This is a genomic window from Actinoplanes sp. NPDC051494 (genome assembly GCF_044454705.1).
Lineage (GTDB): Bacteria > Actinomycetota > Actinomycetes > Mycobacteriales > Micromonosporaceae > Actinoplanes.
This window is the reverse complement of sequence record NZ_JBITDZ010000003.1, coordinates 743,407-762,825: the sequence shown is the minus strand read 5'-3', so window position 1 is coordinate 762,825 and position 19,419 is coordinate 743,407. Positions and strand designations below refer to the sequence as shown.

Annotated in this window: 16 protein-coding genes; 7 read left to right on the top strand and 9 right to left on the bottom strand. The window is 71.4% G+C overall.

Annotation, left to right across the window (positions count from 1 at the left end):
- Positions 1-32: 32 nt before the first annotated feature.
- Positions 33-1,820, top strand: a complete 1,788-nt coding sequence (locus ACIA6A_RS16015) for an ATP-binding protein (protein WP_396098378.1) — start codon at positions 33-35, stop codon at positions 1,818-1,820.
- On the opposite strand, the gene ACIA6A_RS16010 is transcribed toward ACIA6A_RS16015, so the two are convergent.
- Positions 1,797-2,957 carry a Fic family protein gene (locus ACIA6A_RS16010; RefSeq protein WP_396098377.1) on the bottom strand — a complete coding sequence of 387 codons (1,161 nt, stop codon included), beginning with the start codon at positions 2,955-2,957 and terminating at the stop codon, positions 1,797-1,799. The two genes, ACIA6A_RS16015 and ACIA6A_RS16010, sit on opposite strands and share 24 nt — an antisense overlap.
- 101 nt (positions 2,958-3,058) lie before the next feature.
- Here ACIA6A_RS16010 and ACIA6A_RS16005 point away from each other — a divergent pair, with 101 nt between their 5' ends.
- Positions 3,059-4,267, top strand: a complete 1,209-nt coding sequence (locus tag ACIA6A_RS16005; protein ID WP_396098376.1) for a pyridoxal phosphate-dependent aminotransferase — start codon at positions 3,059-3,061, stop codon at positions 4,265-4,267.
- Here ACIA6A_RS16005 and ACIA6A_RS16000 read toward each other — a convergent pair.
- The 4 genes from ACIA6A_RS16000 to ACIA6A_RS15985 are packed head-to-tail and all read right to left on the bottom strand — an operon-like array spanning position 4,224 to position 7,444.
- Positions 4,224-4,505: an SCO0607 family lipoprotein gene (locus ACIA6A_RS16000; RefSeq protein WP_396098375.1), complete on the bottom strand. Its 282-nt coding sequence runs from the start codon at positions 4,503-4,505 to the stop codon at positions 4,224-4,226. The genes ACIA6A_RS16005 and ACIA6A_RS16000 overlap by 44 nt on opposite strands.
- Positions 4,506-4,553: 48 nt before the next feature.
- Positions 4,554-5,066, bottom strand: a complete 513-nt coding sequence (locus tag ACIA6A_RS15995; protein ID WP_396098374.1) for a GNAT family N-acetyltransferase — start codon at positions 5,064-5,066, stop codon at positions 4,554-4,556.
- Positions 5,067-5,078: 12 nt separating this feature from the next.
- Positions 5,079-7,052: an ATP-binding protein gene (locus ACIA6A_RS15990; RefSeq protein WP_396098373.1), complete on the bottom strand. Its 1,974-nt coding sequence runs from the start codon at positions 7,050-7,052 to the stop codon at positions 5,079-5,081.
- 17 nt (positions 7,053-7,069) lie between these two features.
- Positions 7,070-7,444 (bottom strand): response regulator transcription factor, encoded by a 375-nt coding sequence (locus ACIA6A_RS15985; protein WP_396098372.1) that lies wholly within the window; start codon positions 7,442-7,444, stop codon positions 7,070-7,072.
- 152 nt (positions 7,445-7,596) lie between these two features.
- On the opposite strand from ACIA6A_RS15985, the gene ACIA6A_RS15980 reads away from it, so the two are divergent.
- The 5 genes from ACIA6A_RS15980 to fxsT all read left to right on the top strand — a co-directional run bounded on the left by ACIA6A_RS15980 (position 7,597) and on the right by fxsT (position 15,782).
- The gene (locus ACIA6A_RS15980) at positions 7,597-7,833 is read left to right on the top strand and encodes a hypothetical protein (RefSeq protein ID WP_396098371.1); all 237 of its coding nucleotides are present in this window, start codon (positions 7,597-7,599) and stop codon (positions 7,831-7,833) included.
- 158 nt (positions 7,834-7,991) lie between these two features.
- Positions 7,992-9,791: an anthranilate synthase family protein gene (locus ACIA6A_RS15975; protein ID WP_396098370.1), complete on the top strand. Its 1,800-nt coding sequence runs from the start codon at positions 7,992-7,994 to the stop codon at positions 9,789-9,791.
- Positions 9,792-9,953: 162 nt separating this feature from the next.
- Positions 9,954-11,129: an FxsC protein gene (gene fsxC / locus ACIA6A_RS15970; RefSeq protein WP_396098368.1), complete on the top strand. Its 1,176-nt coding sequence runs from the start codon at positions 9,954-9,956 to the stop codon at positions 11,127-11,129.
- 55 nt (positions 11,130-11,184) lie between these two features.
- Entirely contained in the window at positions 11,185-11,874 is a 690-nt protein-coding gene (locus ACIA6A_RS15965) for a TIR-like protein FxsC (protein ID WP_396098367.1), read from the top strand.
- Positions 11,871-15,782 (top strand): FxSxx-COOH system tetratricopeptide repeat protein, encoded by a 3,912-nt coding sequence (fxsT, locus tag ACIA6A_RS15960; RefSeq protein WP_396098366.1) that lies wholly within the window; start codon positions 11,871-11,873, stop codon positions 15,780-15,782. The genes ACIA6A_RS15965 and fxsT overlap by 4 nt, the downstream gene beginning before the upstream one ends.
- Here fxsT and ACIA6A_RS15955 read toward each other — a convergent pair.
- The 4 genes from ACIA6A_RS15955 to ACIA6A_RS15940 are packed head-to-tail and all read right to left on the bottom strand — an operon-like array spanning position 15,743 to position 19,414.
- Positions 15,743-17,254 carry an aKG-HExxH-type peptide beta-hydroxylase gene (locus tag ACIA6A_RS15955; RefSeq protein WP_396098365.1) on the bottom strand — a complete coding sequence of 504 codons (1,512 nt, stop codon included), beginning with the start codon at positions 17,252-17,254 and terminating at the stop codon, positions 15,743-15,745. The two genes, fxsT and ACIA6A_RS15955, sit on opposite strands and share 40 nt — an antisense overlap.
- Positions 17,254-18,384 (bottom strand): FxsB family cyclophane-forming radical SAM/SPASM peptide maturase, encoded by a 1,131-nt coding sequence (locus tag ACIA6A_RS15950; RefSeq protein WP_396098364.1) that lies wholly within the window; start codon positions 18,382-18,384, stop codon positions 17,254-17,256. The genes ACIA6A_RS15955 and ACIA6A_RS15950 overlap by 1 nt, the downstream gene beginning before the upstream one ends.
- Before the next feature lie 6 nt (positions 18,385-18,390).
- Positions 18,391-18,588: a hypothetical protein gene (locus tag ACIA6A_RS15945; RefSeq protein WP_396098363.1), complete on the bottom strand. Its 198-nt coding sequence runs from the start codon at positions 18,586-18,588 to the stop codon at positions 18,391-18,393.
- The gene (locus tag ACIA6A_RS15940) at positions 18,521-19,414 is read right to left on the bottom strand and encodes an aminoglycoside N(3)-acetyltransferase (protein WP_396098362.1); all 894 of its coding nucleotides are present in this window, start codon (positions 19,412-19,414) and stop codon (positions 18,521-18,523) included. The genes ACIA6A_RS15945 and ACIA6A_RS15940 overlap by 68 nt, the downstream gene beginning before the upstream one ends.
- Positions 19,415-19,419: the final 5 nt, after the last annotated feature.

Here is a 19,419-nt window from a genome sequence, read left to right as displayed (position 1 = left end):
TATGTGAGCATCCCTCGCGGGGAACGGTAGCAATGCGGCAACCCGCGTTCCTGACGCTCAACCCGGCCCGGCCGCTGTCCGATACATGCATCGTGAACATCACCAGGTGGATCGGCGCTCCCGGCCGGCGCGGCGTGGCCCTCGCGGCCGCCGTGCTCGTGGCCGGGCTCGGCACCGGCGCCGCGGCGGCGACCGGACTCGACGCGGCTGCCGACGACGCGGCCGCAGCCCAGCTCGCGCTGCGGACCGCGAGCGTGCGCGGCGCCCTGGACACGACGTTCCAGCGGTACGCGGACACCGCGCACGACCTCGTCGCGGCCGCCGCCACCCAGCCGGGCGCCTCCCTCGGCCCCACCGTGACCCGGATCGCCACCGACCGCCTCCCCGGCGCCCACCAGGTCGTCGTCATCTCCCCGACCCGCCAGGTGCTGGCCGAGCGGACCCTCGACGGCAGCACCCCGCCGCCGCGGACCAGTCTCGACGTCTCCCCCGACCTCGACCGCGGCCTGCAGGCCGCCCGGTCCCGGGGCCGACTCATCGCCGGCCCCGCCCACGTCCTCGACGCCGACCTCGACCTGCCGCCGGCCCACCGGCAGCCCGCGTTCGAACTGATCGCCCCGGTGCACGACACCGCGTTCCGCGGCTGGGTCGTCATCGGCGTCCGCGCCTCCGACCTGCTGCGCGACTCGCTGCGCGCGGCCGGTGTCACCGGTGTCGCCGCCGTGCTCTCGTCGACCGCCCCGGACGGCGTCACCCACGAGGTCGCCCGCTGGTCGGCCGACGGTGCGGGCGCCGCCTCGGACGCGTTCACCACGGTCGACGTGGCCCTGGCCGGGCACGCCTGGCAGGTCCGGGTCAGCCCGACCACCGACCTGATCAGCACCGGACAGGCGGCCGCGGCACCGCTCACCATGCTCGGTGCCGCCGTGCTGTCACTGCTGCTGGCCGGCACCGTCCTGACCGTCGGCACCCACCGGCACCGGGCCGCCCGCGAGGCCCGCGACGCGTACGACCGTCAGCAGGCCGAGGTGGCCCGTGCCCAGGCCACCGAGCTCGACGCCCTGACCCGAGCCGACGCCGCGGCCGCGCTGCTGCGCGAACGCGAGGCGGAACTGACCGGTTTCGCCCGAGCGGCCGGCGAGAACCTGCACGCCCCGCTGCACACCATCGCCGGCTTCACCGAGCTGCTCCTCGAGGAGACCGCACCCCAGCTGGACGAGGCCTCCCGCGGCTTCCTCGACCGCATCGGCGCCAGCACCCGGCGCATGCTGACGCTGGTCGACGAGCTCCTCACGTACTCCGCGGCGGCCGACGCGGCCCTCAAACTCGAACCGGTCGACACGACCGCGCTCACCCTCGGCGTCGTCGCCGGCCGCCTCGACACGGTCCAGGGCGAACGCCCCAGCATCGACGTCGGCGACCTGCCGCCCGTGCTGGCCGACGGCGAACTCCTCGGCGAGGTCCTCGGCCAGCTCGTCGACAACGCCACCCGCTTCGTCCGCCACGGCACCGCCCCCCGCATCACCGTCAGCGCCCGCGAACAGTCCCCCGGCTGGTGGCGCGTCGAGGTGGCGGACCGCGGCATCGGCGTCCCGGAGGACCAGCGGACCCGCATCTTCCAGCCCTTCCACCGGGCCCCGGCCGCCGAGGGCTTCCCCGGCACCGGCCTGGGCCTGGCCGTCTGCCGCCGCATCATCGACCTGCACGGCGGTGACCTCGGCGTCGACCCCAACCCGGGCGGAGGCAGCATCTTCTGGTTCACCCTCGCCGCGACCAACGTCGCCCTGCGCCCGGAACTACTGACGGCCGAGGCCGCCTGACGCCAGCCGGGCCCGCATCCACGGGTACGGGTCGACGAGCGGCCGCCGACGCCGGCGGCACTCCTCGCGCAGCTCACGCAGCTGGTCGCCTGCGACGTAGTGCCGGCCCCGGGTCTCCCCACGCGGGATCAGCAACCCGAGCTCCGTGAGGCGGCCCAGGTCACGAGTCGCGGTGTGCTTCTCGACCTCGGTCATCTTCATGTAGCCGGAGCGGCGGACCCGGTAGCCGAGCACCGCCTCGTAAAGCGTCCCCGTGACCCGTTCCGGAAGCCCTCGTCCGCCGACAAGGTCGTCCAGCGCGATCCAGATCTCCGAGGCCTCGTCGACCCGCTGCGCGACGGTCTGGGCCTGCATGTGGTGCGCCCGGAGATTGAAGGCCGCCCACAGCTGGGCGTCACCCCGCGGCTGCCACGAGCCCTGACCGGTGAGCGTGAGCACCTGGTAGTAGTCCTCGGTGTTGTGCCCGAGCCATTCCTCGATGCTGGAGAACGCCGGCTCGACGATGGCGTGCCGCGAGATGGCCAGGGTCTGGAGCGCACGCGCCATCCGCCCGTTCCCGTCCCGGAACGGATGGATCATGACGAGGTTGAGATGCGCCATCGCACCCCGGACCAGCGGATCGACATCCAGGTCCACCTGGAGGCTCGACGCGAGCTCCTCCATGAGCGCGGGCACCAGCGCGGCGTCCGGGCCTTCGTACACGACGGCCTGCCGCTTGTCGTCGTGCACGTAGATCGGGCCGGTCCGGTACTGGCCGGGGCTCTTGCCCAACTCATGCGCGAGCATCATGTAGTGCATGCTGCCGACGGCGGCCGTGTTGATCGTGAAATGCGGGTTGCGGGCCATCTGCAGGACGTAGCCGAGCGCCTGGCGGTACCCACGGATCTCCGCGAACGTCAGCTCGTCGGCGCTCAACGGAGCCTCGTCGTCGAGGGCGGCGGCGGCGTCGTCCTCGTCCACGACGTAGCCCTCGATGCTGTTGGAACCCCGGATCGCCCGCGCGAGCATGGTCCGGCGCAGCCCGCCCTGCCACCGGCGAGGAGCTCGCAACACGCTGGCCAGCTGCTGACGCATGTCATGGATCCCGGCCAGGACGGTGCGGTCCTCGTCGGTCAGGGCCGGATTACCGTAGATCACGATGGGGCAATGTCGCTAACATAGCAACATGATACCCCCGAATGTCGCTATGTTAGCGACATAGTCACACGGGCGGGACGGGGCGGCTTAAGCTCGGTCGCATGGTTGCGCAGGCGAGCAGGCTCAAGAACGTCCGGTACGACATCCGTGGCCCCGTGCTGCAGCGGGCTCAGGAGCTGGAGAGTGCCGGGCACCGGATTCTCAAGCTGAACCTGGGGAATCCGGCTCCGTGGGGGCTGGCCACCCCCGAGCCGATCGTCGCGGACATGGTGCACAACCTGGGTGCCGCCGAGGGGTACAGCGATGCCCGCGGGATCTATTCTGCCCGGGTCGCCGTCGCGCAGTATTACCAGACGCTCGGGGTCCGGGACGTGCAGCCCGATGACGTCTTTCTCGGCAACGGGGTCTCCGAGCTGATCGTCATGTCGATGCAGGCGTTGCTCAACACCGGCGACGAGGTGCTTGTGCCGAGCCCGGACTACCCGCTGTGGACCGGGGCGGTCACGTTGTGCGGTGGGCGGCCGGTGCATTACCGGTGTGACGAGTCGCAGGGGTGGGAGCCGGATCTGGAGCATCTTGCCGCGTCGGTCACGCCGGAGACCCGGGCGATGGTGATCATCAACCCGAACAACCCGACCGGGGCGGTGTATTCGCGGGAGACGTTGCTGGGGATGCTGGAGATCGCCCGGCGCCACGATCTGCTGGTGCTGGCGGACGAGATCTACGACAAGATCTTGTACGACGACGCCGAGCACGTGTGCGCCGCCGCGCTCGCGCCCGATCTGCTGGTCCTCACCATGAGCGGGTTGTCGAAGGCGTACCGGGCGGCCGGGTTCCGATCGGGGTGGATGGCGGTCAGCGGGCCGAGGGCGAACGCGCAGGAGTATCTCGAGGGGCTGCAGCTGCTGGCGAACATGCGGTTGTGCCCGAATGTGCCCGCCCAGCACGCGGTGCAGACGGCGCTGGGCGGGTTCCAGAGCATCAACACGCTGATCCGGCCGGGCGGGCGGCTGTACGAGCAGCGCAATCACGCGTACCGGAAGGTGAACGAGATTCCCGGGGTGGACGCCGTGCGGCCGCGCGGCGCGCTGTATCTGTTCGCGCGGCTGGACCCGGCGGTGCACAAGATCCGCGACGACCAGAAGATGATCATCGATCTGCTGGAGCAGGAGCTGATGCTGCTGTCCCACGGCACCGGCTTCAACCTGCCCACCCCGGACCACCTGCGGCTGGTGTTCCTGGCCCCGGTCGACGTCCTCGACGACGCTACCGACCGGCTGGCGCGCTTCCTGTCGACGTACCGGCAGTAGCCGGTACCCGGTGGTCGCGCCAGTACAGGTCCCATTCGTCGTCGACGTGCTTCGGTTCCTTGCCCTCGGGATAGCGGATGTATCCCGAGGGCGGGTCCTCGCCGTTCTTGACGCAGGTGCCGCCACCCTCGGTGGTGGTGACCGGGTATTCCCCGTTGCCGCAGATGGCTTCCTGGTAGGAGCAGGCGCCGGTCATGAATACGCCGGTGAGGGCGACGGTGGCCAGAAGAATTCGCATGGGTGGAAGTCTTGTCGAGGCGGGCGCCCCGGCCATCCGTACGCGTACTCAGAGTTCTTTGTGGAATACCAGCAATGTCGCTGGGCCCGCGAGCAGCGGGGCGAGTTCGGGGTGGGCGGTGGCGATGTCCATGGTGCCGACCACCCGGTAACCGATCCGGGTGTACCAGGCACGCAGGAATTCCTTGACCGGGTGTTCCCAGTCGTCCGGGGTGAGTAGTTCGAGCTGCATCGTGGGCAGGTCGCGGTCGCGGGCCCAGTTCTCCGCGAAGCGCACGAGTTCCCGGCCGACACCGGTGCCGCGTTCCGCCGGGTCGGCCGACAGCTGGCCGAACTCGCCGAGTCCGGGGGCGAGCTGCTGGACGCGTACGGTGCCGATGACGCGGCCCTCGCGCCGGGCGACGGCGATCTCCCCGCGCTCGATGAGCGAAGCGACCTCGGCCTCGGTGGTGCGGGCGGCGCCGGCGCGCCACAGGCCTTTCTCCCCGTCGGCGTAGACCTGGTTGATCAGTGCGGTGACCGGGGCGGCCGGGCTGCCCGGCGGCAGGAATGCGATGTCCACCCGACGATTGTCTCAGCGCATCGGCAGGCGCACGGTCACCGTGGTGCCGGCCCCCTCGGCGGACTGCACCGAGATGTGGCCGCTGTGGTTGTCCACGATCGTACGGACGATGGCCAGCCCCAGACCCGTACCCGGAATGGCCTGGTGAATGGCGTTGGTGGCGCGGAAGAAGCGGGCGAACAGCGAGTCCTGCTCGTTCGGCGGGATGCCCATGCCGGTGTCGCTCACGACGAGGTGGATCTCGTTGTTCTCCCGCACCGCGCGCAGCGTGACCGTGCCGCCGGCCGGGGTGAACTTAACCGCGTTGGAGAGCAGGTTCATCAGGATGCGGTCGAGCTGGTCCGGGTCGGCGGTCAGTTCCAGCGGCCCGTGCAGGTCCGGCGCGAGGTGCACCTCGCCCTTCTCCGCGGCCGGGGCGATCGCGGTCAGCGCGTGGCCGGCGAGCGCGGCGACGTCGACCGGACGGCGGGCGGTCCGGAACGAGCCGGCCTCGATCTTCGACAGGGTGAGCATGTCCTCGATGAGTTCGCGCAGCCGGCGGGTGTTGCGCGCGATCACGTCCAGCATCCGGCGTTGCGGCGGGGCCAGCTCGCCGGCGTCGGCGTCCAGCAGCAGCTCGACGTAGCCGGCGATGCTGGTCAGCGGCGTGCGCAGCTCGTGCGAGACGGTCGACATGAAGTCCGTCTTGGCCATATCGAGGTCCTGCAGCCGGGTGACGAGGTGCTGTTCGCGCTGGTACAGCCGGGCCAGGTGGACGCCGCGGCCCAGGTCGGCGGCGACCGCCTCGGCGAGGCGCACCTCGACCGGGGTCCAGTCCGGGCCGCTGTCGCGGATCAGGGTGAGGCCGCCCAGGCATTCGTCGCCGCCGCTGACCGGGACGGTGAGCGCGGGGCCGTCGCCGGCCGCGGCCCAGCCGCGCTGCTCGGCCTCCGGCAACCCCTCGGACCCGGACGTCCAGACCTCGCCGGTCCGCAGCCAGGTGACGTCAGCGGCGGCCAGTTCCTGCAGTACGCCGTCCCGGTGCTCGTCGCGGAGGCTGGCCAGCGGCGGCACGTCGGTCTGGCCGGGCGCCATCCGCAGCAGCACGTGATCGGCGACGATCGTGCCGGCCAGCCCCTCGATCGCCTCGTGGATGGCGTCCTCGACCTTGAGGTGGGCGCGGATCCGGTAGCCGAGCGCGCGTACCTCGCCGCGCAGCCGGGCCACCTCGGCCTCGGCGACCCGGGACCGGTCGGCCTCCTCGGCCATCTCGTTGACGGCGAGGGCGACCGCCCGGATCTCGGTGGGCCCGGCGCCGGCGTCGGCCCGGGCGTCCGCCGCTCCCGCGCGGCGCCGGTCGATGACCGAGACCACCGCGGCCAGCGGGCGGGTGATCCGGCGTGCGGTCAGCACGGCGGCCAGCACCGCGGTCACGGCGGCGAGCAGGGTCAGCGCCACGATCACGACGGTGGTCACGGTGCTCAGCCGGGAGCTGCGGCGCTGCAGGTCGGCGGCGCGGACGGCGAGGCCGGCGTCGAAGCTCTCGTTCTCGGCGGTGAACGCAGCGAACAGCGGTTTGCCCTGGCTCACGTACGCGGCGGCGGCGTCGCTGCGGGGTGCGGCCTGCCGTTGCCGTTCGGCGAGCTGCCACCAGGCGTCGGCCCGGGTCAGCTGTCTGGCTACGCGTTCCCGCTCGCCGGTCTCGGCCAGCGCGGTCAGCCGGCGGCTCGACGTGAAGTAGTCGCCGCGCGCCGCGTGGTAGGTGTCCAGCAGCTGGCTGTCGCCGGTGAGCAGGTAGCCGCGCAGGCCGCGCTGGGCGTCGCCGAGCACGCCGCGCAGTTCGGCGTTGGCGAGTTCGAGCGGCTGGACGTGGCCGGAGAGTTCGCGGACCACCCGGTGCTGCATGACCAGGGCGGTGGTCTCGGCGGCGCCGGAGCAGACGATGAGCAGCACCAGCGTCCCGAACGCACCGGTGAGCAGCCGCCCGACGGACCGGTCGCGGCGCATCGGGGTACCGGTGGAGGTCAGGCCCGGGTCCGGCTCAGCAGCGCCTGGATCCGGGACACCAGCTCGCGGGGGCTGAACGGTTTGGTGACGTAGTCGTCGGCACCCGCGCTGAACCCGCCCTCGACGTCCTGTTCCTGGACCCGGGCGGTGAGCATGATGATCAGGATCCCGGCGGTCGCGGCGTCGGCCCGCAGCATCCGGCACACGTCGATGCCGGACAGCCCGGGCATCGAGACGTCGAGCACGGCGAGCGTGGGCTGCCGGGCCCGGGCCTGTTCCAGCGCGGCCTGCCCGTCCTCGACGGCGATCACCTCGAGACCGGCCTGTTCGAGCTTGAAGGCGACCAGGTCCCGGATGTCGGCGTCGTCGTCGGCGACCAGCACCACCGTCACGTCTGCTCCCCTCCAAGAATCACCACTTTTCGACAATATCCGCATATCTCTGGTGTGACTTCTGTTCTTCGCAACCACACGGCAACTTGTACGCAGCGAGGATGCATCCTGCTGCGGGTGTGCTGTACGCAGCCACCCGGCAGGAGGACCTGATGCCCGTACTGAGTACCGACGACCCCCGCATCGACGCGCTGTTCGTCTCACACCTGCAACGCTCGCAACAGCCGACCCCCGAGCTGATCCGCGCCGCCGTCAACGCGACGGTCGACCGGCTCGGCGAGGACACCTGCGCCGCACTGGTCGCCCAGGAGTTCGGCGAGCACCCGGACTGCGCCCTCGGCCGGATGCGCTGGGCCCGCAACGCCATCCAGAAAGCCTTCATGCAGTAACCTTCTCCGCATGCACGCGCGATTGAGCATGTGGTGGCCCGCCGACCCGGCGGCCACACCCACCCGCGTGTAAATTTCCACCGCGGCCGCCTCCCCGAGGCGGCCGTTCTTCGTTGTGGCCGATCCTCGGCAGCGGTCCCTGGCCGACCGAGGACCCCATGGAACCCTTCGCCCTGCTGCACCGTGACGGCGCCGACCACGCCGAGCTCCTGCGCGGTGACGTCGTCACCGTGGCCACGCTCGCCGAGATCCCCCTGCCGGACGGGAGCGGACCGCAGACGCTCGCGCTCATCCCGTACCGGCAGATCTCGGAACGTGGTTTCGCCTGCGTCGACGACGACGCGCCGCTGGAATGCCTGCGCATCACCCACCACGAGACGCTCCCGCTGGCGGAGTTGATCGACTCCCTGCCCACCGGGACAGCGGTCCGCGACGGCGCGTTCGACCTGAGCGACGACGAGTACGAGGACGTGGTCACCGACGTGCTGCGCGACGAGATCGGCCGCGGCGAGGGGGCGAACTTCGTCATCCACCGGGTGTACCGGGCCACCGTCGACGGCGACCCGCTCGCATCGGCCCGCGCCGCCCTGCGCACCCTGCTGACCCGCGAGCGCGGCGCGTACTGGACGTTCCTGGTGCACACCGGCAGCCGTACGCTGGTCGGCGCGACCCCGGAACGGCACGTCAGCGTCGCCGACGGCCTGGTCATGATGAACCCGATCAGCGGCACGTTCCGGCACGACGGCACGCGCACGCTCGCGGACTTCCTCACCGACCGCAAGGAGATCGAGGAGCTGCACATGGTCCTCGACGAGGAACTGAAGATGATGGCCACGGTCGCCGAGCACGGCGGGCAGGTCGTGGGGCCGTACCTGAAACGGATGACCCATCTCACCCACACCGAGTATCTCCTGGCCGGCCGCGGTTCGCTGGACGTGCGCGAGGTGCTGCGCGAGACCATGTTCGCGCCCACGGTGACCGGCAGCCCGGTCGAGAACGCCTGCCGGGTGATCGCCCGCCACGAGCGGCGCGGCCGCGGCTACTACGCCGGCGTGCTGGCGCTGCTGGGCCACGACGACCAGGGCCGGCAGACCCTCGACGCGCCCATCCTGATCCGCACCGCGGAGATCTCCCCGGAGGGCGCGCTGCGGGTGCCGGTGGGGGCGACCCTGGTGCGGCACTCCACCCCGGCCGGCGAGGTCGCCGAGACCCATGCCAAGGCCGCGGGCATCCTCTCCGCGTTCCGGTCACCCTCGGACCGGACCGCTTCGGTACGCCCTGAGCACCCCGATCCGCTCGTCGAGCCGGCGCTCGCGGACCGCAACACCGGGCTGGCCCGCTTCTGGCTGGAGCAGCGCCGGCCCGGCGCCCTCACCGTGCCCGCCCTGGACGGCCGCACCGCCGTGATCGTGGACGCCGAGGACACGTTCACCGCGATGCTCGCCCACCAGCTGCGCGCCCTGGGGCTGGTGGTGACCGTGGTGCCGTGGACCGCGCCGGTGCCCGCCGCCGACCTGCTGATCCTCGGCCCCGGACCGGGCGACCCGGGCTCCTCCGACGCCAAGATGCGGCGCCTGCGTGCGCTGGTCACCGAGGCGCTGGCCACCGCCCGGCCGCTGCTGGGCGTGTGCCTCGGCCATCAGATCCTGAGCGCGGAGCTGGGCCTGCGCCTGCACCGGCGCGACTCGCCGTACCAGGGCCTGGCCCGTGACGTGGACCTGTTCGGCACGTCGCGCCGGGTGGGGTTCTATTCCAGCTTCACCGCGCTGACCGCCGCCCTGCCGGGGGTGGAGATCGCCGCCGACCCGGACGGCTCGGTGCACGCGCTGCGCGGGCCGGGCTTCGCCGGGGTCCAGTTCCATCCGGAATCCGTGCTCAGCGCGGACGGGGTCGCGGTTCTCCGGGAACTTCTGCCGCCACTTCTCGAACGGGTGATTAGCCCGGCGATCAGCGGGTAGCGCTAAGGATGCCGGTGGTTCAAGCGGACCGAGAGCCTCCTCTTGGGCCACCGGCCCCCCATTTCTGTCCTTTTTGGCACTGTTGCGCGCTCGACTGCGCCCCCTAGGCTTGGGCGGACTGGTCTCTGTCGCTTGAGTAGTCGCTGGACTAGGGTGGTCCGTGTGCCGAATTTCTTCCTGAGCTCGGCGGCCGGGGACGACGATCCCTATGTCAGCGAGTTCTTCGAGGATCTCCGCGACCGGGTCTCGGGATCCAGCTCGGATCACGGCGCCGGGCTCTCCTTCCTCGGCACGATCGGCAACCGCGACGCCGGCACCCCCGCCGACATGCTGTTGCGCCTCGCGTCCTGCGACGTGTTCGTCGCACTGACCTCGCCGCGCTACTTCCGCAACGAGTCCTGCGGGCGACAGTGGACGATCTTCGCCGACCGCTACCGGCCCGGCGCCGACCGCTCGGCGATGATCCCGGTCGCCTGGGCCGTCGGCGTGACCGCGCCGGACTTCGTCGGCCCCCCGCTCAGCCCACCACCGGGCCCACCGGGCACCGACGTCGAGCGGGGGCTGCGGCAGCTGATCCGGCTGCGCAGCCTGCGCCGTGAATACGAGGAATTCACCGGCCGGCTCGCCGCACGGATCGTCGCCGCCGGCGAGCGGGTCCCGGCCCCCGGCGCCGAGCCGGTCACCGATCTCGGCGCCGCCCGCAACGCGTTCGCCCTCGCCGGGTCGGACCGGCGGGTGCACTTCGTCGTCGCCGCGGCCTCCGCCGAGGAGATGGACAAGGTCCGCAACGACCTCGCCTACTACGGCGCCGACGGGCTGGACTGGACGCCGTACCTCCCGGTCGAGCGGGAGACGCTGGCCAGCCGGGCCCGGCTGCTGGCCGCCGACCGGGCGCTGCAGGCCGACGTGACCACGTTGGACGACATCATCGGGCGCATCGAGCGGGCCCGGGAAGCGCGCGAGATCGTGGTGATCCTCTGTGACTGGTGGCTGACCCAGCTCGACGCTTACCAGCGGATCCTCGCCGAGATCGACCGCCGGGGCCTCGGTGACACCGCGGTGCTGGTGCCGGCCAGCAGCGCCGACCGGGAGACCATGGACCGGCTGCCCGAGCTGAGATTCGGGCTCCGCACGACGTTCCGCCGCAGCGCCGGGCGCTCCGGGGCGTTGCTGCGCAGCGAGATCGGCAGTGCCGACGCGTTCGACGCCGACCTCTCCGGCATTCTCGAGGAGGCGCGGAACCGGCTCTTCAAGCTCGGCGCGCGGCCCGCGACGGGCCATGACGACCGGGGCCGCGACGAACCCAGGGTCGACCGGCCCATCCTCAGGGGACCATGATGATGGCGCCGGGAAGATACACTGGGTGATCGACTCCTCACGATGGAGCTCGCGAGTGCGCTTTTTCATCAGCTACGTCCATGACTCCGGTGAGGACGACAGGCATGTCGACACCTTCTACCGAGATCTGCACCACGATGTGCTGATGTTCGCCGGGCAGCGGTCCCACGACACCGCCGGGTTCTGCGACACGACCCTGAGCCTCGGCCAGCGGTGGTCCCCGTCGCTGATCGACGCCCTGAGCACCGCGCAGGTCTTCGTCCCGCTGCTCAGCCCGGCCTACTTCGCCAGCCCGGCGTGCGGCAAGGAATGGCAGATCTTCACGTCCCGGCTGGCCCGCAGCGGCCGGCTGCACGGCGCCGAGTCGTCCATCGTGCCGCTGCTGTGGGTGCCGATGAAGGTTCCCGCCGTCGCCGAGCCCTACCAGTACCGGGAAGCCGCGTTCGGCCCCGGCTACGAACGGGCCAAGCTGCGCGCGCTGATCCGCGAGACCCGTAACCGCGACGAGTACCACGCCTTCGTCCAGCTGCTCGCCTCCCGCATCGTCGACCTCAGCGACGGCGACCCGGTGGTGGTGTCGAGCGACCGCCCCGCGTTCGACACCGTGCGTTCCGCGTTCGAGACCCCCGCCCTCGTCACCGCGCCGGCCGCTCCCCCGGTGCGGCGGCGGGTGCCCCGGCCGGCCGTCAACCGTGACGAGCGGCCCATCCTGAACCCGAATCTCCTTCCCGAGGACCCCCGATGAGCCTCAGCGCCGACCCCGGACCCACCGGCCGGATCATCACCTTCTACAGCTACAAGGGCGGCACCGGCCGCACGATGGCGCTCGCCAACGTCGCCTGGCTGCTGGCCTCGAACGGCTACAAGGTCCTGACCGTCGACTGGGACCTCGAGTCGCCCGGCCTGCACCGGTATTACCACCCGTTCCTGAAGGACAAGGGTCTGCGCAGCTCCGAGGGCATCCTCGACCTCATCCGCAAGCACGCCGACACCGCGACCCACGCCATGGCCGGCCCGCCCGAGTTCCACGGCCCGGCCCGGATCCAGGAATACGCGATGTCGCTGGACTGGGACTTCCCCGGCGGCGGCCTGATCGACTTCGTCCCGGCCGGCCGGCAGGACCTCGGGTACGCCGAGGCGGTCAGCACCTTCGACTGGGACGCGTTCTGGCACGCGGGCCGCGGCCGGCAACTGCTCGACGCGTTGCGCGACGACATGGCGGCCAACTACGACTTCGTCCTCATCGACAGCCGCACCGGCACCAGCGACACCGGCAGCATCTGCACCGTCCGCCTGCCCGGCACCGTGGTCAACTGCTTCACGCTCAACACCCAGAGCATCACCGGCGCGGTGGCGATCACCCGCTCGATCATCAGCCAGAATTCCGGCATCACGGTGTATCCGCTGCCCACCCGCATCGAGGACGGTGAGAAGGCGAAACTGCAGCGGGGCCGGACGGTCTCCCGCGACAGCTTCGAGCCCTACCTGGACTTCCTCGGCGACGAACCCTCCGCCGAGTACTGGAACGCCGTCGAAGTGCCCTACATCCCCTACTACGCGTACGAAGAGGTGCTCGCGACCTTCGGTGACGTGCCGCTGCAGAACGACCGGCTCCTGGGCCCGTACGTGCGGCTCGCCTCGCGCCTGGCCGGACGGCCCTGCCCCGCCGCGGCCATCCCGGACGGCGAACGCACCCGGGTGCTGCGGGAGTTCGAGCAGACCGTCAACGAGGACCGCCGGACCATCGTGGTGGTCTACGCCCCGCTGGACCGCATCTGGGCGGAGTGGCTGCGCGACCGCCTCGACGACGCCACGCACCGCATCATCCTGCACAGCATCCGCGACTCCCTGCCCGACCTGGACGCCCTCGACCACCTCGTGGTGGTGTTCTCCCGCGACCTGATCAACCGTGAGGGCGGCCCGCGCCTGCTGCACCAGATCCGCGACCGGATCTCCACCGGGGCCGAGAACACCGTCGCGGTCCTGCGCGTCGACGCCACCGTCATGGGCGGGCGGGTGCCGTCCCGGATGCTCGTCGACGCCATGGGCGCCAGCGAGCAGCGGGTCCTGGAGATGATGTCCGGCGCGCTGAGCCCCGACCCGTCCCCGGCCGTCCCGCAGGCCGGCGGCTCGGTGCGGTACCCGGCCGACCAGCCACCGTTCTTCCAGGTCAAGCTCACCCGCAACCCGCGCTTCTCGGGCCGCGGCGGCGTGATCGAGGACATCCGCAACCGGTTGCTCAACAGCGGTGTCGGCGGCGGCCGGCTCGCCCTGATCGGCCTGCCCGGCGTCGGCAAGACCCAGACCGCGCTCGAGTACGTCTACCGCTTCGCCGCCAGCTACGACGGGGTCTGGTGGATCTCGGCGGCCCAGCCCGGCCAGGTCCGCATCGCGCTCGCCGACGTCGCGACCAGCCTGTCCCTGCCCGGCGGCAACGTCGAGGAGCAGGTCGCCGCGGTCCTGGAGGCGCTGCGCAAGGCGGTCCCGGTGCGCAAATGGCTGGTCGTCCTGGACAACGTCGACGACCCGGCCGAGCTCGCCGAGCTGCTGCCCGCCGGCCCCGGGCACATCCTGGTCACCTCCCGCAACCCGCAGTGGGGTGACGGCCTCGAGGCGGTCGACGTCGGGGTCTTCAAACGGGCCGAGAGCCTGGAACTGCTGGGCCGCCGGGTCCAGAACCTGGCCCCGATCGACGCCGACCGGCTCGCCGCCCGGGTCGGTGACCTCCCGCTCGCGCTCGAACAGGCCGGCGGCTGGCTCGGCGCCACCGGCATGACGGTCGCGGACTATGTCGGCCTGCTGGACCGCAGCGCGGCCAAGACCATGAGCGAGAGCCCTCCGGCGGCGTACAACCAGACGGTCGCCTCCACGGTCGGCGTCGCCTACGACCGGCTCGCCCAGACCAAGCCGGCGGCCACGAGACTCATCGAACTTCTCGCATTCGCCGCGCCCGAGGTCATCCCGTACCGGATGATCAGTAACAAACAACTGACGGCGCTGCTGGCCCCGATCGACGAACGGATGTACGACCCGGCCCGGCACGGCTCCCTGATCCAGGACCTCGGCCGGCTCGGCCTGGCCCGGGTGGACGCCGGCACGAACGATGGGAACCCCGACCCGGGAAAGCGTGGCGTCGTCGTTCACCGGCTGACACAGGATATCGTCCGTTCCCGGCTGACCGAGGCCCAACAAGCCGACCGCAGGCGGGAGATCCAGAGCGTGCTGGCAGAAGCAGAACGCGGCGACCCGGACAAGGTCGAGAGCCGGGCCGCGTACGAGGCGATCCGTCCCCACCTGGAGCCGAGCGGCGCGCTCACGTCGGACAGCCCGGCCACCCGCCAGCTGATCATCGACATGGCCCGCTACCTGTTCGTCCGCGGCGACACGGCCGGCTGCCAGGAATTCGCCGAGGCGACCCTCAAGGAGTGGTTGCCGCTGTTCGGGCCGGACGACGCCTCGGTCCTGCGCCTGCGCCGCACCCTGGCCCTCGCGCTGCGCGACCAGGGACACGAGGCCGACGCCTACGCCATGAACGAGGACAGCCTCGAACGGCTGCGCCGGACGCTCGGCGACGACGACCCGTACACGCTCAGCGCGGCGATGAGCTTCGGCGCCGACCTGCGCGCCCGCGGCGAGTACGACAAGGCGGTGAGCCTCGACGAACAGACCCTTCGCGGCCTCCGCGCCGTCTACGGCGATGACAACCAGGACACCCTCGCCGCCGCCAGCAACCTGGCGGTCTCCATGCGCTTCGTCGGCAACTTCCAGGAGGCCGCCCGCCGCGACCGCGAGACGCTGGAGCGCCGCCGCAAAGTGCTCGGCGCCAGCTCTCTGCACACCATCGGTTCGCTGGAGAACCTCGGCTTGGACCTGATCGAGCTCGGTGACCTCCGCAGCGCCCGCAACGTCCTCGAGCAGGCTTACGACACCTGCCGCACGTTCTACGGCGAAGATCATTCCCGCAGCGTGCGGGTGGCGAACACGTACTCCGTCGCGCTGCGCCGCTTCGGTCTCGTGGACAAGGCGGTCGAGGTCATCGACGACGCCGTGGGACGCGCCGAGCGCTCGCTCGGCCGGCAGCACCGGATCACCCTGAACCTGCGCCTGGAGCAGGCCGACGTGCGCTGGGCCGAGGGCCGGGTGCAGGAGGCCCGCGCGCTGGGCGAGGACGCGTTCGAGGACTTCCAGCGGGTGTTCGGCGAACACCACCCGGACGCCATCGCGGCCGGCAACGACCTGGCCATCTTCCGCCGGGTGACCGGCGGTACGGACAAGTCGCTCAGCCTCGCCGAGCGCACGTTCCGCCGGCTCGGGGACCGGTTCCACCCGGCTCACCCGTACACGGTGGCCGGCATGATCACCCTGTCGAACGCCCAGTGGGCGGATGGCTCCCACCAGGTCGCGGCCGCCACCGACGACGAGGTCCTGTCCCGCCTGCGACGCGCGAAGCTGGAGAAGACCCATCCCGCACTCCTTGCGGCGATGTGGAACTGGGGCCTCAGCCACGACCGTACCGAGTCGGGCAACGCCGCCCGGATGCGCGAGGAGGCCCTCGCCACCCTCGTGGAGACGTTCGGATCCGACCACATCAGCACCCGCGCGGCCCGTGACGGTCAGCGCGTCGACCAGGACATCGCGCCGTTCTCGATCTGACGCACGGCCGTTGACAGGAAGCGGGCGAGCGCCTCGAGGTCCGGTCTCCCGGTCCGGACGTGGACGGCTTTGAGCAGGTCGGGGCGGTGGTAGGCGATCGGATGCCGGGTGTGCAGGGCAACGGCGAGCGTGATCCAGTCGCCCGGGGGTGGGTCCGGCCGGACGTCGTCGACGAGCGCGGTCAACCCGGGTGCCGGGTCCGCGGTGATCCTCGGCGCGGCGACCTCCCGGGGTGCCGGGTCGCGCCGGGTCCAGGCCTGGGCGAGTGCCGCCACGTCCTCCGGGTCCGGTTCGTAGTGGGCGAGCCGCCAGGCGATGTGGATCGTGGTGGCGCGCCGTCGAGCCGCTCCGGCCGCCGGGGAATCCTCGGGCCAGGACTCGAGCGTCTCCCGCAGGGTGCCGAAGAACCGAGCGCCGAGCGGGGTGAGCTCGCTGGAGCCGAGGAGTTGCGCCAGGCCGTACCGGGACTGTTCGCGCCAGTAGGCGTACCGGAACTCCGCCTGGTCACGGGCCCCGCCGTCAAGGTGGTGCCGGTGCCCCCGCCAGAACGCAGCTACTCCGGCGAACGCGTAGACACCCTGCATCAGGGCCGCGGCCGGGCGGGGGTCGGGCCGCCATGGGGCGTGGAAGTGGGCCGGGCCTCCTTCGGCCGCCAGCTTGACCAGATCGAGCAGAGCACCGAGCTTCTCGTGCTGGAACTCGTGGATCAACAGCTCCGCCGCTGTCGTGGGATCGCCCGGCAGTGACATGCCGATGGCACCGAAGCAACCGCGGACGGATGCACTGACCTGCGTGCCGTCGGCCGGCGCCCGCAGCGGCACCACCGCCCGCACCGCGAGACCCATCGCGCTCGCCTGTTCTTCGTCCAGCAGGTCCCAGGCCTGCTCGATCACCCGGCCGAACGCCCGGACCAGTACGGGCCGCAGTGGCGGCAGGGGTGGGTCAGGGAACCGGTCGCGCAGGGGATCCGCGTCCATGATCTCGATCGTGGTGCCCGTGACACGCAGGCGTGGTGCCGGTCGCCAGCCGTGCTCGGGGGTGATGGTCAAGGTCTTCCCGTCGCCGCTGAGCACCACCGGGCCGGGTCCGACACCGAGCGCGGTGCCGAGCGCCGGCAGGACGAGATCCTCGTCGTGGCTGTACACCTCGAGGGTGAACGGGAGCCCCGCGGTCACGGCCGTGGCCGCGGCGAGCGCCCCGAGACAGCTCGCCCGCTCCGCTGCGGGCCGGGCGAACCAGGTGTCCAGGAACGGGTGCCGCAGCAGATCCCGGCCGGCCGCCGGGACGGCCCGGTCGATCCGGGCCACCAGCCGCAGGATCTCGAGGAGCCCGGAGTCCTGTTCGGCGGCCGCCATCAGGTAAAGACGGCGCCGGGACAGCTGGCTGTCCACGAGCAGGGCGATCGCATCCGGATCTCCGCCGCCTCGGGCAAGGCTGCGGAACTGGGCATCGGTGAGGGTGTAGGTGCGCATCAGAGCAGGGCCTCCCGCACCCGGCCGTTGATGTGCGTGACGAGCCGGAACAGGTCGCGGGTGTAGACGGATGGGTGGTCGAAGGTGCCGTCGGCGCCGTACCGGTGCGAATACTGCCCACCGCCGCACACCTCGACGATCGGGCACGCCTGACATTCCGCGGACAGCAGCCCGACGGTACGGCGTGCGGCCAGCACCTCGGGTCGGCGCATGGCGTCGTCGAACGAGTGCCCCAGCACCGAGAGCCCGAGTGCGCCCTTTCCCGGGGCGGTGGTCTTCAGCGCGTCCGTGACCTCGAGGCTGCCGTCGGTCTCGATGGTGATCGCGTCGGAGGAGTCCAGCCCGACCGCCTCGGTGTCGCTGCCGCCGCCGAGCAACACCGAGATGATCGATTCGAACAACCGGATCCCGGTCTCGCGGTGCGGCGCCGAGAACCAGCGGTCGAAGACGGGGATGAGCCAGTCGGCGTACGGGGTCGCGCCCCGGCCGTGCCCGGGTGGCGGGTGCGCCCAGTTGGCCAGCGGCAGGAGCAGGTCGATCTGCGGCGGGCGGAGCGCGAGCAGTTCGTCGTACGTCCGGAGTGGATCATTGTCGAGGTCGACCGCACACAGCAGTCCGGTCCAGGTGTCCCCGGCCGCCCTCAACCGCTCGATCCCCCGCTCGACCAGGGCGAAACTGGGCCGGCCGTCGGCATACCGGCGGTGCCGGTCGTTCGCCTCCCGGCCCCCGTCCACGCTGATCCCGATGCCGACCTCGTGCCGGCGGAAAACGTCGATGAACCGGTCGTCGATCAGGGTGCCGTTGGTCTGCAACGTGACGTCGACACCGGTGCTGTCCGGCACCGCGGCGCGGATCTCGATGATCACCCGTTCGATCACCCCGGGGCCGGCCAGCAACGGCTCTCCCCCGTGCAGCACCACGTCGAGCTTCTCCAGATCGTGGGCCGCCGCGTGGTCGCCCATGCGCCGGGCCAGCGCCGTGACCGTCGCCGGGCTCATCACCATGGGCCGGTCACGCCAGCTCTGATCGACGTGATGGTAGACGTAGCAGTAGTCACAGGACAGGTTGCAACGACTGTGGAGCTTGACGATGAACTGCCGGAAGGGCACGTCCAGGCCGGTGGCGACCATGACGGCTCAGGAACGGCGCAACGGCGCGGCGTTGAACGCGGCTGCGCGTTCCCGGGTCCCGGAGGTGGCCTGTTCGACCACCCGGCGCAGGCAGTGGTCGAGCGCCGTGTCCCCGGCCGCGCGCCGGGCCAGCAGCTCATCCAACGGCAGATCGGCCGCGCGGATCAGGCCGGTGAAGATCGTGGCGGACTCGGGAGGTGTCATCATTTCTCCTTTTCGGCACAGCGGGCATACGGCCGCGGGCGAGCCATGTTTCCGCGAAACGCACCGCTCCGGGAAGGGGGAATAGGCGGCCCGACGCTGCGCCGACCGTCCCACGGGAGAGAGCGCCGTCTTTGTGACATTCGGCCTCGTACGCGATCCCGAGATCATGGAAATCGCCGTCGTCGAGTCCGGCCGTCACGTATGTTACCCACTCACGTCCGTTTTCGGTCCGCACCGCGGCAGCCAGCTCCACGACCTGCAGATCCGGCAACCGCGACTCCGCGAGGTGGAATGCGGTGCATTTGTCGAATCCGACGCCGATGAGAAGGACCTTGGCACCGGCCCGTTCCAGCGCGGCCAGCGGCGAGCGCTCGCCGAGCAGCGAGGAGATGTCGTGCACGGCCATCAGCCCGGCCGCCCGTGGTCCCACCGCGGCGAACGAGGTCAGCGGGTGTCCACTACGGACGGCGCCGGGCCAGGTACGAATCCGTTCGGCGATCGCCCCCATACCGGCACTCGGAGTGACCGCGGGGTCGAACGCGGGAAGATTCGCGCGGATCACCGGCCACCACTCGGGCGGCACGGGCGGCGACCACCGGGCGGGGTCACGGTTCTCCGGCGTCTGGGCCGGCACCACGATCGTGCCGGCCGGGCCGACGGCGTCGAGGAGTGCCTGGACGACCGCCGTGGCGCCGCCGCACACCCGGCCGATGCCGCGCATCGAGGAGTGCACCAGCAGCACGTCACCCGGGCGGACGCCCAGCCGCAGAAAGTCACGCGTGAGTAATTCACGTGTCCACAGCGAAGTACGGACTTCCACAGTCACCCCGC